The following is a 16,898-nucleotide window of genomic DNA, read 5'->3' on the forward strand; positions in this document are numbered from 1 at the left end:
CCTATATCGAGCGTTATAACCGGACAGTGCGTTATGACTGGCTGGGGCAATATATATTTTCCTCACTGGACGAATTACAACGGTACGCAACAGAATGGCAGTGGTTTTATAATCACGAAAGGCCGAAATGGCAGTGGTTTTATAATCACGAAAGGCCGAATATGGCGTTGGGCGGATATACCCCAAAACAGCATGTGTTACGTGCTGCATAACTCTACTTATGGCATCCGTTAAAAATGGGGGGATTACCATCGGGCGGGGCACCAGTCATGGCGCAACCGAACACCCAGCCAACGACAGTTGGCTAACGACCCCCTGAGCCAGAGGCTGATTCAGTTGCATCATGACAGCTGGGGGACTTACGGTATCCGCGCCTGCAAAGTGATTTACGCGATGAGCAACGATTTCACGGCAAGGCACGTATCAGCCGCCTGATGAAACAGTCTGGTCTGAAAGCGGCGAATCAGGTTCGTTACAAAGTGACGACCAACAGCCGGCATGATTATCCGGTAGCGCCCAATCTGCTGAACCGGGCGTTTAATCCGTCAGCGGCGAATATCGCGTGGGCTTCGGATATAACGTATATCCGCACGGGAGAAGACTGGCTCTATCTGGCGACGGTGATTGACCTGTATTCCAGACGCATTATCGGCTTGAGTCTGAGTAATCGCCTGAAAAAGCAGTTGGTGATTGACGCGTTAGAGATGGCAATAAAACAGCGCAGACCGACGGGGAAGGTCATCGTAAATTCGGACAGAGGGAGCCAGTACGCCAGCCATCGGTATCGTGAGATATTGAAAAACAATGAGTTAGTCTGCTCAATGAGCGGGAAAGGCTGCTGATGGCAGCGTAATTAGGTGGGAATAATTTCGGGGATAGATCAGTCGTTAAAAAACCAAACGATGGGAATGGTGTAATGTCCTGTATCCGCAACCCTTTCTCAGCCACAAAACCAAAATGGCCTACGAAATTTCTCTTTCTGATGCGTAAGCCATTTCGCGCCGGATACCCCGCTACTCTGGGGGTATCATAGAGACGAAAAAAAACCGTATGCCTTTGACAGCGATACGGTTTTCATTCATCCAGAGATGTATAGGATCATCCCGGAATAGATAAGTGGCGGAACGGACGGAAATCGACCTTATCATCTATATATATGATAAGTAACAAAACTCATTACCATTCATAATCGCTGTAGGCCATATTGTAGGTCATTTTGAAAATGTTCTGCAAGCAAGGATAGCTTCTCATCTGCTTATCTACCGGTCGGATACCAAACTATCGGACAGTCAAAAACCAGCACAATCCCCCAACAAATACAAAAAAACAAAATATAATCATACATAAAATACAAAATTAATATTTTTTACCTACCGTTATTATTGCACTACCCGTTACTATGAAATAGTTATCGGGATGTTAGTCAATTCCCGCCGATAGCTACCAACGTTGCACAGCAATTTAGTGCAGTTGCACTACAATAAACATTATAAAATTTGTGGCAATCCGCACATAATCCGAATTCATACACACCAAACTTACATAATTAATTGTTTTTTTTAACACATTACATCTACCCATCAGAAACAGAATAATTGGCGTAGTTTTTGCTTATACCATGCTATATGAAAGCGTACGCTGATAGCGGTGTACACACCATTTCTCAAAAAGTGTTGTGGAGGACAGAATATGTCCATCGTGTATTCAACTGAGAACATGGCTGACAAGCAGCGTTTTGAATACTGGACAGAGGTCGTTTGTCGTCATTGCCTCAAGGCAACGAATCGGCCGGTATCCAAGAGCGGCTTTCTGGCATACATGCAATTCCGGGCAATCAAGTCCCTTTCGCTTGCTACGCTCAATGCACCGGCACATCACTGGAAACGGGGGGCACAAGAGCTACGTAGCGGCCCCAATGACGATCTTTGGCTTGGACTGGTGCAGCGGGGGCAGGCTTGGTTCGAACAAAGTGGCCGGCAGGCCGTACTGCCAGCGGGCAGTATGGTACTGTATGATTCAGCCAAAGAATTCACTTTCAACATCGACTCGCAAGCGCTGCATATCTTGCGTATTCCCCGCCCGTTGTTAATGCGGCGCATCCCTAACGTAGAGAAATTCACCGCCATCTCGCTGGATGCCAGCCGGCCAGGCATGACGCCGCTGCGGGAGATGCTGTTGCAAGCCAGTTCAAATTCCCTTCTGATGACCCATGACGACATGGCTATCAGGTATTTCGACATGATGTTGGACATGTTGGTCTTTAGTCTGCAAGTCGCGGATAACGATAACGCGAGCGACCGCTATTACAACCTGTATGAAAAAATCGTGCAATATATCCGCGACCATTTACAGGATGACGCTCTGTCGTTGGATATGATCGCGAAAGCGCACTACGTATCCCCCCGCACCGTGGTGCGGGCGTTCTCCGCCCGGCAAAAAACGCCCATGGCCATGGTATGGCAAGAACGGCTATTGGCCTGTCGCCATGCGCTGCAGGATAAACGCGCGCGCAGCGTATCTCAGATAGCCATGGAGTACGGTTTCAAGGATCTCTCCCACTTCAGCCGGGCGTTCCGCCAAGCATTCGGTTATGCGCCAAGTTCATTGTTGAAACAGGAAATCGTCCAGTCCTGAGTCTTATCGCCCCGCCTCTGAGCGACAGCGACCTGTACAGGCGCTGTCGTTTTTTTTATTCCGCCTACGCGAAACTCAACGAGATATACGATCTTTTTCACCGGATTTCTTCCCCCTGGGCAAACTGTCCTTTTGAGTACATCCCTTGTCCATTTGAGCCATGGCGGTAATAGCACTCTCGGGTTAAAAGTGTCAATCAGGAGCGGAATCAATTTTCTACTCCGCCATTGATGGCGTCGGTGCCTTCATCTACAGGCAGGCAAGACGAAAGAAATAACCACATCTTATGGTCTGAAATCACTAACAGGCCGCAGTCATTATTCCGTTTTAAACGTGGGGGTTAATCATGAAATCAGTCAAAGGTAATCGTTTGCAATATCCTAACCGCGATCCTGAGACGATGAAAAGAGGAGGTCTCAGCGCGATGATGCGATCTACTCGCTGGCGCCGACGGTATGTTATTCCTTTGGCTGCAATCTTATTTTTTCAATCCGCCCAGGCGGTGGATTTGGATTCGCTGGATTTAGTTCCTGCACCAGTGGGCACCGACGCTTTTCTTTCCTATTTCACCTATGCCCATCGCGACACTTATAAACCCGTCGGCGGCAATTATATTAAAGATGATACTCGGCTGAATTCAATGATTGGTATTTTCCGTTATGTCCATTATATGGACGTCGGCGGATTTACCCTGGCGCCCCAAGTATTATTACCCTATGGACGACTCTATGATGGCAAGCTGGCCGGCACGGAACTGAGTTCAACATCAGGGCTGGGCGATCCGATCCTCACCGCGCCCCTTTGGCTGATCAATAATTCAACTTCCGGAACCACTTTCGCCATTGTGCCTTATCTCTATCTCCCTATGGGCAATTACGATGCCGGGGAGACGCTGAACATAGGCGAAAACCGCTGGAAGTTTGATTTTCAGGTGGGCGGAACCCAGCGGCTTGGCGATAACTTTATCGCACAGGCATCATTCGATACCACCTGGTATGGCGACAATGACGACGCCGTCAGCCGGGGTGACGGCACGCTTTCACAGGACAACAGCTATCAGGCGCAATTATGGCTGTCCTATATTCCTCCTCAGGACAAAACCTGGACCTTCGCCGTCGGTTACGCCAAAAACTGGGGCGGTACCCAATATCTGGACGGTTCAGCGAACGGCGCCGCCACACGCTCACAGCAGGTGCGTTTGCAAACGGCGAAATTTGTGCGGCCCGATTTGCAGGTGCAGTGGCTGGTTCAGCGCGACATCAGCGTAGACGGCGGGTTCCAGACCGATTTCAGCACCACGCTGCGTATTATGAAACTGTTTTAATCTCTACCGGGTCGACGGACCCGGAACGTTCAATTCCAAGTACCGTACACAGTCGCGTTACACCAGGGTAATGCCCTCCCGAACAACGAATCGGGGTACGGTTGTCCTTTTTAGCAAAACAGATGTCCCGGTGAAACAAGCATCCCGAATCGTCTGCCTACATAGTATTAACCAGGTCGGGGAGCGGCCGCGTGCGCCGGCGGCGACCGGTCATACCTGTCCGCTCTCTTCGGTAAGCTGACTATTGAACATCAATCAGGAGCCCTTATGGAATCCGCAATCGACAAACATTTGAAATGCCCCCGGACACTGTCCCGCCGTGTTCATGATGACTATCAGCCGCCGTTTCCCATGTTCGCGGGCCGTGCCGATGAAAGCCTCACACAGGTGGTCATGGCCTATCTCGGCGTGCAGTTCCTTGAAGAGCAGCGTGATGCGGCCCTGAAGGCCATGCGCCACATCGTCTCAAGTTTTAGCGTCGACGACGGCCCGGGGAATCACGATATGACCTACCATGTCGACGCTCAGGGCTATGGCAATTTCATCGTCGTCGGCTACTGGCGCGATCCGGCGGCATACTGCCGCTGGCTGCGTTCGCCGTCGATCGCCGACTGGTGGGCCGATGACGCACGGCTGAACGAAGGGCTGGGCTATTTCCGCGAGATCATCGCCCCGCGCGCCGACCAGTTCGAAACCCTGTATGCATTCAAAGAAGATCTGCCAGGCGTCGGCGCCATCATGGATAACATCAGCGACGAAGTGCAGGAGCACGGCTATTGGGGCTCGGTGCGCGATCGTATCCCGCTCTCGCAAACCGACTGGCTGCAACCTTCGAGCGAGTTGCGCCTCCTGTCCGGCGATCCCGCCAAAGGCGGCCGCGTTGTGGTGCAGGGCCATGACAATATCGCGCTGATCCGTTCCGGACAGGACTGGGTCGACGCCGGAGAAGAAGAACGCGAGCTGTACTTTAAGCAGATGCTGCCCCCCCTGCAGGACGGCATGGATTTTCTTCGCGACGAGGGTCAGGCGCTGGGCTGCTACAGCAACCGTTTCGTGCGCAACATCGATCTGGACGGCAATCTGCTGGATATCGCCTACGATATCGGCTACTGGCGCTCGCTCGACAAGCTGGAGCGATGGGCGGAATCCCACCCTACCCACCTGCGCATATTCACCACATTTTTCCGCGTCGTCACCGGACTGCAAAAACTACGGCTCTATCACGAAGTTTCCGTCTCCGATGCGCGCCACCAAATGTTCGAATACATCAACTGTCATGCACAAACCGGGATGATGCGCGATGCGCAATCTGAGAACTGATCACCCCTTTTTCAATCTACCCCTAGGGCGGATTCGTCGAACTATTGATGAAGCGCCGCATTCATGAAGGAAATAACATGGCTATTGAACGCCCCACGCCCGAACAACTGCAAGAGATCGCCGACCGCCTGCACATCCAACTGACGCCGGAACTGGCGAGTGAATACCTGGCGCTGATGCAAGCCAATTTCGACGCCTATGACCTGGTTGACGAATTGCCTGATGATATCCCCGAGACGCGTTACCCGCGCGAGGCCGGTTATCGCCCCGAGGGTGCGGAAAACCCGCTGAATGCCTGGTACTACAAAACCGAAGTGAAAGGCGCCGGCGCCGGCAAGCTGGCTGGCCGCACCGTCGCGCTCAAGGATAACGTTTCCCTGGCCGGCGTACCGATGATGAATGGCTCCACCACGCTTGAGGGGTTCGTGCCTTCTTATGACGCCACCGTCGTCACCCGTCTTCTGGATGCCGGCGCCACGATCAGCGGTAAAGCCACCTGCGAGCACTTTTGTCTTTCCGGCGGCAGCCATACTTCCCATCCGGCGCCGGTGCACAACCCCAACCGTCACGGCTACGCCGCCGGCGGCTCCTCCTCCGGCAGCGCCGCGCTGGTGGCCTCGGGTGAGGTCGACATGGCCATAGGGTGCGATCAGGGCGGTTCCATTCGCATCCCGTCGGCATTCTGCGGCACTTATGGCATGAAACCCACCCATGGTTTGGTGCCTTATACCGGTATTATGCCGATCGAGGCCACAGTGGATCATGCCGGCCCGATTACCGCCAATGTCCGCGATAACGCATTGATGCTGGAAGCGATCGCCGGCGCCGACGGGTTGGATCCGCGTCAGTATGCGCCCGCGGTGCAATCCTATACCGAGTTTCTGAACCGCGGCGTGGACGGCCTGAAGATCGGTATTGTGACCGAAGGGTTCCAGCTCGCCAATCAGGATCCGCGCGTCGCGGACAAAGTCCGAGAAGCCATTGCTCGTTTTGAACGTCTGGGTGCCACGGTCGACGAAATATCGCTCCCTGAACATACACTGGCGGGCGCGCTCTGGACGCCGATCGGCTGCGAAGGGCTGACCATGCAGATGATGCACGGGAACGGCATGGGGTTTAACTGGAAAGGTCAGTATGACGTGGCGCTGCTGGATAAACAGGCGCAATGGCGTTCCCAGGCCGAAGCGCTGTCCGCTTCGCTCAAAATCTGTATGTTCGTCGGACAGTACGGACTGGAGCGCTACAACGGCCGCTACTATGCCAAGGCACAGAACATCGCACGCAGAGCCCGTGCGGGTTATGACCGCGAGCTGGCAAACTATGATGTGTTGGTGATGCCGACCGTTCCTATCACCGCGCAACCTCTGCCTGAGAAAGACTGTTCCGTTACTCAATACATATCGCGGGCATTTGAAATGCTCGGCAATACCGCGGCACAGGACATTACCGGTCATCCGGCCTTCTCTGTTCCCTGTGGGCTGGTCGATGGTTTGCCGGTGGGGCTCATGCTGATTGGTCGTCACTATGGCGAAGGTACGCTTTACCAGGCAGCGTCGGCGTTTGAAGCGGCGGGAGACTGGCGCAAGTTCTAAAACGCGGTAGCATGGACGACGGGGTTGATTCTGCCATCCATGCCACGCCGAATTCAGCGACCCGACCGCGCGGCGCCTTTCGCACGGCCGGGTAGCAAATGCGTATGCCCGGATCCCTACTGCACCTGCCGCGGGTTACACACAAGCACTGACGCTATGGAGATATCATGCCGCATAAATTTTCTTCGCTTTTCCATGCATTGCCCTTCTCCTTCCCCCATTTCACCCGCCGCCGGCATCCCGTGCGGGGCCGCTACCGGCGGTCGCTGCTGCTGGCCTGCGCGATGGCGTCGTGCGGCGCACAGGCCACAGCCACCCAGTTTCCGCTGACGTTGCAGAACTGCGGCAGCACGCTGACCTTTCAGCGCGCGCCCACAAAAGTGGTGACCATTGGCCAGACGGGAAGCGAGATGTTGTATGCCCTGGGACTGGGCGACAAATTAGTGGGAACGTCGCTGTGGTTTAACAACGTGCTGCCGCAATACCAGGCGCAGAACGCCAAGGTTGAGCGGCTGGCCGATAACGCGCCGGGATTTGAGACCGTCATAAGCAAACGGCCGCAGTTGGTGGTCTCACAGTTTGAAATGATGGTTGGCCCGCAAGGCGTGGTGGGCAGCCGTCAGCAATTTGACGAGTTAAATATTCCCACCTACGTGATGCCCGCCGATTGCGAAGGTAAAAATAATTTGATAGGCGCCGACGGCACGCGCCAGGAAACCTTCCGCATTGAGAGTCTGTATAAAAGCATCAGCCAATTGGCGGCGATTTTCGATGTGCAGCCGCGCGGTCAACAACTGAATGACGAGCTGCAGGCCAGACTGGCCAAAGCCAGAGCCATGACGCAGCGGCAGGATCTCTCCCACACCAGCGCGCTTTTCTGGTTTTCCAGCAGCGATCTCAAGAGCGATCCGTTTGTCGCGGGCCGCAAAGGCGTGCCTGACTTCATGCTCAACACGCTGGGCGTACACAACATCGTCGAGTCTGACGAAGAGTGGCCGGCTGTCGGCTGGGAAACCATCGCCAAGGCCAACCCGACGTTTATCATCATTGCCCGGATGGATCGCCGTCGTTTCCCGGCCGATGACCACCAGAAAAAACTGGCGTTTCTGCAACACGATCCGGTCACTCGCAACATGGCGGCGGTCAAGAATAACCGCATCATTATCCTGGACGCCGAAGCGATGCATGCCAGCCTGAGAATGTTCGGCGGCCTGGAAACGATCGCTTCCGCCATCGCCAAAAACGCGGATTTGCCCAAATGACCAGAAAATGGCTGGTCAGTCTTATCGCCTGCCTGGCGCTTATCGCCGCGATATTACTGGGCGTCGCCATCGGCGAAACATCGATAAAGCTCACCGTCGTCGTACAGGCGATAGTCAATAAACTGGGGTCGGCGGGCTACATACTGGATCCCATCGACGAAGGGATTATCTGGAATTACCGCCTGCCCCGCGCCCTGGTCGCCGGGGCCTGCGGCGCGGGCCTGGCGACCTGCGGCGTGATACTGCAATCGCTCCTGCGCAATCCGCTGGCCGACCCCTATCTGCTCGGCATCTCCGCCGGCGCGTCGACCGGCGCGGTGCTGGTCGCATTATTCGGATTGGGCGCCGGCGTGCTCACCCTCTCCGGCGGGGCCTTTGTGGGCGCCATCACCGCCTTTGCGCTCGTCACTCTGCTGGCCCGGGCCGGCGGCGCCTCGGCCCCGGCGACGCAAATCATTCTGGCGGGTATCGCCGGCTCGCAACTGTTCAATGCGCTGACCGCATTTTTAATCACCAAGTCGGCCAACTCTGAACAGGCGCGCGGCATTATGTTCTGGATGCTGGGCAGCCTCAGCGGCGTTCGCTGGTCTTCGGTCTGGCTGGCGGTCCCGATATCCTTGCTGGGGCTAATCGTTTGTTTGTGGCATCGCAGGGCGTTGGATGCATTCACCTTCGGCGTTGATTCGGCCGCGGGGCTAGGCATCCCCGTCCGGCGGATACAGCTGCTGTTGATCAGCAGCGCAGCGCTGGTGACCGCCATTATGGTGTCGATCGTCGGCTCCATCGGTTTCGTCGGGCTCGTCATTCCCCACGCCGTTCGTCTGCTGTCCGGCACCCGGCATGCCCATCTGTTGCCATTAAGCGCACTAAGCGGCGCACTGTTTCTGATCGCGGCCGACATCCTTTCCCGCACGCTGATAGTCGGACAGGTGATCCCCGTCGGGGTGATCACCGCACTGGTCGGCGCGCCGGTATTTGCCCTGATCTTGCTCGATAGAAGGAGAATGCGATGACCGCCGTCCCCTCGCCACCTCAACCGGTTGTGCTCAGCTGCGCCAATCTGAGTTACCAACAAGGTGGCAATGTGTTGTTGCAGGATATCGCGCTGGCGGTACGCCATGAAGAAACGTTCGGCATCGTCGGCCCCAACGGTTCGGGTAAATCCACCTTGCTCAAGCTGCTGAGCGGTTTGCGAAAACCTGACAGCGGAACCGTCCAGCTCGGAGACAAAGACCTGCGGGATTGGCCACGCTGGAGCCGCGCCCGCCAGATTGCCATGGTCGAACAACAGGCTGACACCGAGGACGTCATCAGCGTCTTTGACGTCGTTGCGCTGGGCCGCACGCCATGGTTGTCGGCGCTGAGCCCTTGGTCCGCGCAAGAGGAGGCCATCGTGCGCCAGGCGCTGCATGATGTCGGCGCCGCCCACCTTAGCGCCCGGCGCTGGCACAGCCTGTCGGGAGGCGAGCGCCAGCGGGTGCATCTGGCCAAGGCGCTGGCCCAACGTCCACAAATTTTGCTGCTGGATGAGCCGGGCAATCATCTGGATATTCAGCATCAACTGGCCATTCTGGCGCTGGTACGCCACTTACCGGTCACCACGCTGGTGGCCCTGCACGATCTCAACCATGCCCTGCTGTGCGATCGTTTGGCGGTGCTGGATCGGGGACGGCTGATCGCGCTGGGGCCACCGCGCGAAGTTCTGACGCCGCAACTGCTGCTCAGCACATTCGGCGTTCATGCCCACTATCTGGTCGATCCGTTCGACGGCGCCGCCCTGCTGCGATTCAGGGCGCCTGCGCTATGACGGACCGACGGGCGTAACCACGGCGTCTGACGGAGACACAGGGCGTTGGCTTGCGCCGCGCGGCGAACTTGTCTCTGTCAGCCCATCCCGTGACCGGCACAGCAAAGCATGCGGAAGGTTAACGCCCTATCTTGTTCTTTATGGTCCTTTGTGGCCGTTTTCCGACTGGCCTGAGCTTGCCTGAGGGTAGACGACTTTCGACACGTTTTGGCGGGATTATCCCGCCGCTGGATGGCCATTTTCGGGGTGGTCGCCAGTCAAATCCGAATCCCGATGCGATAAGGGGGTTATATGAACGGAATACATGACGTTGGCGGGATGGACGGGATGGGCCCCGTCGGCCCGACCCAATGGGAACCGGCTTACCATGCCGAATGGGAAAAAGCCGCCTATGCGATGTTTCCTTTCGCGGCGCGCGCCGGCATGTTCGGGCTTGACGAGTTCCGCTGCCATCTTGAAAAACTGCATCCTCTCCATTACCTCACGGCCTTCTATTATGAACATTGGGTAGAAGCGACCGAGCAGATCGGCGAGAAGAAAGGTTACTGGACCCAGGAAGAACTTGAAAAGCGTACCGAATATTACCTTCATTACCCTCAGGTGCCGCTGCCGCCCAACAAAGACCCGGAGCTGGTCAACTTCGCTGAATGGGCCGTCCGCAATGGTTTTTCAACCTCGCGCCAGCTGGATTCCCAACCCAAATTCAAGGTAGGCGATCGCGTGACGGTCGATGCCAGCGTGCCGAAACACCATACTCGCCGGGCGGGCTATGTCCGTGGGCGAACCGGTGAAATCATCATGTATCACGGGGCGCACGTCTATCCGGACACCACGGGTAACGGACTGCCTGAAACTTCAGAACACCTCTATACCCTGCGTTTTACCAACGCGGAGCTGTATGGCGAAGAGGCGGCTGAGCCGAACGGCGTCGTCTGTACCGATGCCTGGGAACCCTACATCACTTTGGCTAAATAAGGAGTTGACGTTATGACACGAGTGAGTCTGGCCCACACCCAGAAAACGGAGGAAGAGATCGCCGCCCGGGTCAAGGCGATTGAATCCATCCTGATTGAAAAAGGCCTGATGTCCGAGGACGGGGTGAATAAATTCGCCGATCTTTATGAAAATGAGATCGGCCCTCATCTTGGCGCGAAGGTGGTGGCGAAAGCCTGGACCGATCCCGCCTTCAAACAGCGTCTGCTGGCTGATGCGACCAAAGCCTGTCAGGAGCTCGATGTTGGCGGACTGCAGGGCGAGCACATGATTGCGCTTGAGTGCACCGATAGCGTACACCATGTGATCGTCTGTACCCTCTGCTCCTGCTACCCCTGGCCTGTGCTCGGCATGCCGCCGAACTGGTATAAGTCCATGCCCTACCGCTCAAGGATCGTGCGGGAGCCGCGTAAAGTGCTGAGCGAGGATTTCCACTTCGAACTTCCTCCTTCGACGGAAATACGGGTGTGGGATTCCAACTCGGAGATCCGCTACTGGGTTCTGCCCTTGCGTCCGGCGAATACCGAAGGCATGACCGAAGAGCAACTGGCGGCTCTGGTGACCCGCGACTCCCTGATCGGGACGGGTCCGGCCACCGCCGTCTAACCATATCGGAGGCGTCTCATGACCCCTATCATCAGCACGGATAACAGCGAACTGGCCACGGCGTTGAATCATCGCGAGGGACAGGCCCCCTTCAATAAACCCTGGGAGCTGCGCGCCTTCGCCGTCGCCGTCGCGGCCTGCGAGGCCGGCGAGTTCGCGTGGTCGGAGTTTCAGGAAGCCCTGACGGAAACGATAAAACAGTGGGAAGCCGCCAATCCCGGTTTTACCCAAGACGACTGGCGCTATTACGAACATTTCGTCACCGCATTGGAAGTGGTGCTGGCGCGGCATGACAAACTGTCGTCAAATGGGCTGGACCATCGGGCGAAGGTGATCCTGGAAACGCCGGTTCACAAACACCATGTAGCTAAATACGATCCTATTATGATCGAGCCAGCTCTGATTTAATTCCTACGGCGGGTTTCTTTGCCTGTCTAACGTATCTGTTTATGTTGTGCTCAAGCAGACCTGACAAAATCCCACTCCTGGCAATGGATAACATTGCCAGGCGTTGATCGTTTAAATGCCCGACGTTATCCCCCCGTCGACAGCGTTCGGCCGCTCTCAGCGGATTGATATGTATTGCTGGAGCCAGCAACGGCAGTACCGTAACGTCCGACTGCACACCAGTGTACACCGGGTTTGGAAAATGCGATGAGTGGGATTGAAACGATCGAACGGAAGGCTAAGTCTGAGTGAAATATCCTGCTCTCCCCTTCCCGACGTGGGCCGTGCCTGATTTATAGTTACCGGATGAATCTTATCGAGTCGATCGCGTTTCATCCGATGGGAAATCTTTTGAGGATTAGTTATCAGCTATCGCAGACAGATTAGAAGAACAGACTTGGCGATTGACCTCTCAATGTTACATTGATGAGACGTTAGAATCGATTGTTCAAATGTTGTGGCGTTATGCGTTACCACCTCTTGAGGTGAAACAATTCTTCACCATACGCAAGTAACAAAAGACTGGGATTATTGCGTGTGACATGGTCCCGTGAACCATGCTGACTTATCTACAGGCTAGCCAGTCATATAGAGCATCAGCGAAAATCCCTGAAGAAACAGCCACACCAATGGCAAAGAACCAAAACTTGAAAGCGGATTTTACAGCATCCTTTCGATTTGAATATGTGTGTATAGTGTCGATAAACAGAATGATTACCACCACGGTTATTAATATTGTCGTAAATAGCATTGACTGGTGAACCTCTCTGCTCGATGAAAGGCAACCTTACTATAAATTGGTATTTTTCAGTTTGGAATTTATTTGAAATCTATCGTTTTTTAAATTTTTCACCCCATGTTTCGCCAGTGGAAAACGATCTTGGTAGCGAGCTCAATCTTGAAAATTTCTGTGGTGTAGCCCCCCAAAAAAACTGAGTGAATGTCAATTTTACGATAATCAATTTGGACCGCCATCGAGGTCTCGAACCCCGGCTCTTACTTCCTGTCACGAAGCAATGCTCTTGCCACGTTGAGCTAATGGCGGCTGGATTTACATTTAAATATCATGGAAATATTATCACATCATGATTTCAAAAGAAAAAAATGCCCACAGAAAAAGTAGGCAAAAAAACATACAGGTGAAGAAGAGAAAATCACTCTTGCCTGATTACCCTACTCCTATTGTTGGTAATAGATACATGTTTGATTGTTTTTTATCCACAGGTAAAGCGGGAAGCCCAGAAACGTAGACTGCGCGCTTGAAAAAGTAGGGTAGCCGACAATTTATATTCTGGGTCTGATATGACGGAGTTATGATTAGATAACCTTAACTTTAGAGTAAGCATGTATGGATACAACAAAAGAACTAAACGGCACGTAAATTTACGGGGAATCGGTGGGCTCTAGTCAAGGGGCGTTTTATTCTGGATGCTTGTTGATAAGATTTCCGACCATTTTGGTGCAAAAGATAATGAAGCAGTCTCCCATCACAACCTTATTATGCATGAAGAGGATAGCCATCATTATGAGCATTGAGCGACGTGTAATTGAACTGATTAAAAAGTATGATGGTCACATCTTTTTTGCAAAGAGATTCCTTGTAATCACTCCCGATACTGATCTAAAGCGGAACGTGAAGCTTGCCAGTGAGGATGCTATAGCTCTACTTACAGAATACGTTGAAAGTTTTGGTATCAGTACGCAAGACATAAGTTTCACTGATTATTTTCCGAATGAGAAGGGGTTATTTGAGGCATTTACACCAAAGGCACCACCAAAACCTCTAACCGTTGGTATGTTGATCGAATCCGCCAAGGAGGGCCGCTGGCTTTATGATTGATTACCAGACAAAAGACTATAAGCCTCCCGATATCGTGGGGTAACATCCCTCCCTGCCGGGGAGCTTGCGTTAACCTGCGTTCCGGGCCGCTTGCAGGGGGAATATCCGCGCTAACGTTTGAAAAACAGTCTTAGCGTGAGATATTTACCATTTTCCAAGCGGCCCTTGCTTACAGTGTTTTAATGCAAAATTATTGCGATGGCGATAAGCATCAAGATGGTGTTTTTGGCCTTTCCCCTCGCAGGTATGGGCAACATGTGAATGGCGTATTCGCCTACGTGGGAACTAGGGTGTGTCCCGTAACTGTTTTTTGTACAGATCAGCATTGTTATGACTTTGCAAAAAACACCTTTAAGCGATAAAAATCGCCCTAAAAATGCTCAGTATTCAACCAAAAATCACATTCCGGGAATGATTACTACATCACTTTTTGGTATGCAGGGAGGTTAAGGGACATACCCTAGCCTGCTTGTTGGGGCGAACGATCACCCTCTGTTGCGCCAGTAGCCAGCTCGTAGGTGGCGGCAAGCAGAAGGGAAAAAACATCCGGCGACCTGAAAACAGATGAAGGTGGTGAGCGTGTTAGAGATGCTACTTACTTGTTGATTGCTGATTTTTACAGTCCCCCTGCAGGTAACGACCACGCCGACAGTATCCATAAATAAACCATGCCGATAAGTCGGCACGGCTTAATAGTCAGACGTTCTCCCACCCGACAGCGCTGGTATCTCCGACGCACAAAGATGCCCTCAGTAGCACCACCCAGCAGGCATATCTGCAGGTAAATTCCGAGCCTCCCTAAAAACGCAAGCATTGACTACAAAGCTAAGTTCGTCACCTCCTCTCCACCATGCCGCCGACAGTGACGACGGGAACGGGCCTGAGCTTCTGCCATGTATAGCCCTCCTTGTCCGGCGGAGGCCAACTGGTCTGCTTAAGGTCCGTTTGGCATACATCCTTGACATCGGGCGAGGTGGCGGCGACATGGGCCGAGGTGACTTCGCATACCTGCCAGCCGGCGCGACTCAGTTGAGGGATGATGACAAGACTCGAGAGTGTGAAGTCCTCTGCGAGGATTGCATTTCGTCCCATGCTAGTTGCGAGAACGACGTCGCCGGACGAGCAATACAAGTACCGCCGCAGAGATGACAGCGATGACAGCGATGACGGATGCCCCAATATAGGCGTCGCGCACGCCGGCGGCAATGTTGCTTTCCCCACCAGCGCGGGTGGAGCCGACGGTCATGAGCGTGACAAGCGTCGCCGTGCCAGCTGCGCCAGCCAGTTGTTGCACGGTTGAAAAGGTCGCGCTGCCATGCGAGTAAAGCACGGCGGGGAGCGAACTGAGGGCCACAGTCATCAGAGGAGTAAAGAGAAAGGCCAAAGCGATGTGCATCACAGTGAACATAATCATCGCCGAAAGTGAGGAATCGTACTGAGCAAGCGCCAGCACGAAAGCGAACTGTGATAACGCCAGTAGAACTGCCCCGGACATGATAAGAGGACCAATACCGCCCCGATCGTACAGACTCCCGACGAGCGGTGAGAGTACCGCGAGAAGCACCCCACCAGGCAGCAGCAGCAGGCCGGTGGCAAATGGGCCGATCCCCAGCACGCTCTGCAGATAGAGAGGGAGAACAGTGAGCGTGCCGAACAAAGTCATCGCCACCAGACCGGTGACAATGATCGCCCACGAGAACTGAGGCGTCCGGAACGTGCGCAAATCCAACAGCGCAAGGTCATGATGAGCGAGATATCGTTGCCGAATGATGAATACAAGCAGGAAGGCAGCGCCAACGATAAGGGGGACCAGCGGATTAATGTGCGTCACGTCGTTCGCGGACTCACCGATGCTAACGAGCCCGAACAAGATGCCGCCAAACGCAAAAACGGAAAGAATAACCGAGAGCACATCGATACGAACGCGGCGCGTCTGGGTTACATTGCGCAAGCGGAAGATGCCAATGAGGAGCGTCGTCATAGCAATCGGCAATACTGTCCAGAACAGGAATGGCCAGTCCAATACGCTTAGCACCGCACCAGACACTGCAGGTCCGAGCGCGGGCGCTGCTGCGGTTACGATCGATATAGTGCCCATGATAGAACCCCGTCGTCGTGCTGGCACGGAGTGCATTACTGCTGTCATGAGCAAGGGCATCATAACAGCAGCGCCCGCCGCCTGCACGATACGTCCGCTCAGGAGCATGGCGAAACCTGAGGACAAGGCCGCAACTAAGGTGCCAATTGTGAATAGCGACATGGCCGTGATGAACAATTGGCGAACGGTGAAACGCTGGAGAAGGAAGCCTGAGACAGGGATCACGATCGCCATAGTGAGCAGGTATGCAGTCGTAAGCCACTGTGCTGTCGCTGCAGAGATACCGAGGTCGACAATGAGAGTTGCCAAAGCCACATTCATGATAGTCTCGTTAAGCACGACCACGAACGTCGAGACCACCAAGATCCCCAGAACAAGTTTCGTACCGGGTGCGAGACGATCACCGGAAGTACTCCCTACTTCAGCAAAGGCGCGTGGTGTCAGAATATTCCGTTCACGGTTCATTTGCTCGACACCACCACTGTTCTAGAATTATTCCACAACAAAATCAGGCCCTCAGAACGCTGCACCCAGCGGATGGGGGAAGCAATTTCTATCCAGGAGTTTCTGAATCCGCACAACGGTCCAGTTTTAGTTGACCACTTCATTTTTATCATTTTGCCCCGCGGAAATCATCATGTCTGTATAACTTTATACCAGAGAGTCACTCTACCATAGCGAACTACGCCAGCTATGCACAGAGTGTGCGACAAAGTCAACGATGACGACAGGAAGGATAAATCAGTGTGGCAGTGGCTTGGACGAAACGGACATAGTCAGTTAACCATTCGCACGGCTTCATGCTCATTGAGCAGTGAGTAAAAGCTCCGTCAATGCACATTACACAAATATTCGCTGTTATCGTCTTGCCCCCGTTCCCCCATCGTTTCCGCGACCGAGACAACATCTGGCAGGTCAACCACGCAGACATAATCTCGTTTTCAAGATCCCCCCAGCCATATTACAACCCGATGC

At 54.0% G+C, this 16,898-nt stretch carries 14 protein-coding genes and 1 tRNA gene; 13 read left to right on the top strand and 2 right to left on the bottom strand.

Annotated features, from left to right (window positions below; translation table 11 throughout):
- From ABRZ28_RS17110 to ABRZ28_RS17165, 12 genes are all read left to right on the top strand, one after another.
- Window positions 1–212 (top strand): integrase core domain-containing protein (locus tag ABRZ28_RS17110; RefSeq protein WP_330520997.1); only part of this gene is annotated, 212 nt, incomplete at its 5' end.
- A 162-nt stretch (window positions 213–374) separates the two neighbouring features.
- Entirely contained in the window at window positions 375–842 is a 468-nt protein-coding gene (locus tag ABRZ28_RS17115) for an IS3 family transposase (protein ID WP_330521026.1), read from the top strand.
- 847 nt (window positions 843–1,689) lie between these two features.
- Window positions 1,690–2,634 carry a helix-turn-helix domain-containing protein gene (locus ABRZ28_RS17120; RefSeq protein WP_150437366.1) on the top strand — a complete coding sequence of 315 codons (945 nt, stop codon included), beginning with the start codon at window positions 1,690–1,692 and terminating at the stop codon, window positions 2,632–2,634.
- Between the two features lie 424 nt (window positions 2,635–3,058).
- On the top strand, window positions 3,059–3,958 hold the full coding sequence (locus ABRZ28_RS17125; RefSeq protein WP_150437377.1) for a transporter: 900 nt from the start codon (window positions 3,059–3,061) through the stop codon (window positions 3,956–3,958).
- 267 nt (window positions 3,959–4,225) lie between these two features.
- Window positions 4,226–5,278, top strand: a complete 1,053-nt coding sequence (gene oxdA, locus ABRZ28_RS17130) for an aliphatic aldoxime dehydratase (RefSeq protein ID WP_150437365.1) — start codon at window positions 4,226–4,228, stop codon at window positions 5,276–5,278.
- A gap of 77 nt (window positions 5,279–5,355) precedes the next feature.
- A complete protein-coding gene (locus tag ABRZ28_RS17135; RefSeq protein WP_172290890.1) occupies window positions 5,356–6,870 on the top strand; it encodes an amidase in 1,515 nt (504 codons plus the stop codon).
- A gap of 167 nt (window positions 6,871–7,037) precedes the next feature.
- Entirely contained in the window at window positions 7,038–8,132 is a 1,095-nt protein-coding gene (locus tag ABRZ28_RS17140; RefSeq protein WP_199378709.1) for an ABC transporter substrate-binding protein, read from the top strand.
- The gene (locus ABRZ28_RS17145; protein WP_172290889.1) at window positions 8,129–9,145 is read left to right on the top strand and encodes a FecCD family ABC transporter permease; all 1,017 of its coding nucleotides are present in this window, start codon (window positions 8,129–8,131) and stop codon (window positions 9,143–9,145) included. The genes ABRZ28_RS17140 and ABRZ28_RS17145 overlap by 4 nt, the downstream gene beginning before the upstream one ends.
- Complete coding sequence (locus ABRZ28_RS17150; RefSeq protein ID WP_150437362.1) at window positions 9,142–9,939, top strand: ABC transporter ATP-binding protein; 798 nt, start codon at window positions 9,142–9,144, stop codon at window positions 9,937–9,939. The genes ABRZ28_RS17145 and ABRZ28_RS17150 overlap by 4 nt, the downstream gene beginning before the upstream one ends.
- A 291-nt stretch (window positions 9,940–10,230) precedes the next feature.
- Complete coding sequence (gene nthB / locus ABRZ28_RS17155; protein ID WP_085689560.1) at window positions 10,231–10,914, top strand: nitrile hydratase subunit beta; 684 nt, start codon at window positions 10,231–10,233, stop codon at window positions 10,912–10,914.
- Between the two features lie 12 nt (window positions 10,915–10,926).
- A complete protein-coding gene (nthA, locus tag ABRZ28_RS17160; protein ID WP_150437361.1) occupies window positions 10,927–11,538 on the top strand; it encodes a nitrile hydratase subunit alpha in 612 nt (203 codons plus the stop codon).
- A gap of 18 nt (window positions 11,539–11,556) precedes the next feature.
- The gene (locus ABRZ28_RS17165) at window positions 11,557–11,946 is read left to right on the top strand and encodes a nitrile hydratase accessory protein (protein WP_150437360.1); all 390 of its coding nucleotides are present in this window, start codon (window positions 11,557–11,559) and stop codon (window positions 11,944–11,946) included.
- Between the two features lie 1,003 nt (window positions 11,947–12,949).
- Here ABRZ28_RS17165 and ABRZ28_RS17170 read toward each other — a convergent pair.
- Window positions 12,950–13,030 (bottom strand) — tRNA-His (locus ABRZ28_RS17170).
- A gap of 480 nt (window positions 13,031–13,510) precedes the next feature.
- Here ABRZ28_RS17170 and ABRZ28_RS17175 point away from each other — a divergent pair.
- On the top strand, window positions 13,511–13,825 hold the full coding sequence (locus ABRZ28_RS17175) for a DUF1493 family protein (protein WP_172290888.1): 315 nt from the start codon (window positions 13,511–13,513) through the stop codon (window positions 13,823–13,825).
- Between the two features lie 1,093 nt (window positions 13,826–14,918).
- On the opposite strand, the gene ABRZ28_RS17180 is transcribed toward ABRZ28_RS17175, so the two are convergent.
- Window positions 14,919–16,388 carry a DHA2 family efflux MFS transporter permease subunit gene (locus tag ABRZ28_RS17180; RefSeq protein ID WP_150437358.1) on the bottom strand — a complete coding sequence of 490 codons (1,470 nt, stop codon included), beginning with the start codon at window positions 16,386–16,388 and terminating at the stop codon, window positions 14,919–14,921.
- Between the last annotated feature and the right edge of the window lie 510 nt (window positions 16,389–16,898).

Source organism: Brenneria sp. g21c3, assembly GCF_040240345.1.
In the GTDB taxonomy this organism is placed as follows: Bacteria; Pseudomonadota; Gammaproteobacteria; order Enterobacterales; family Enterobacteriaceae; genus Brenneria.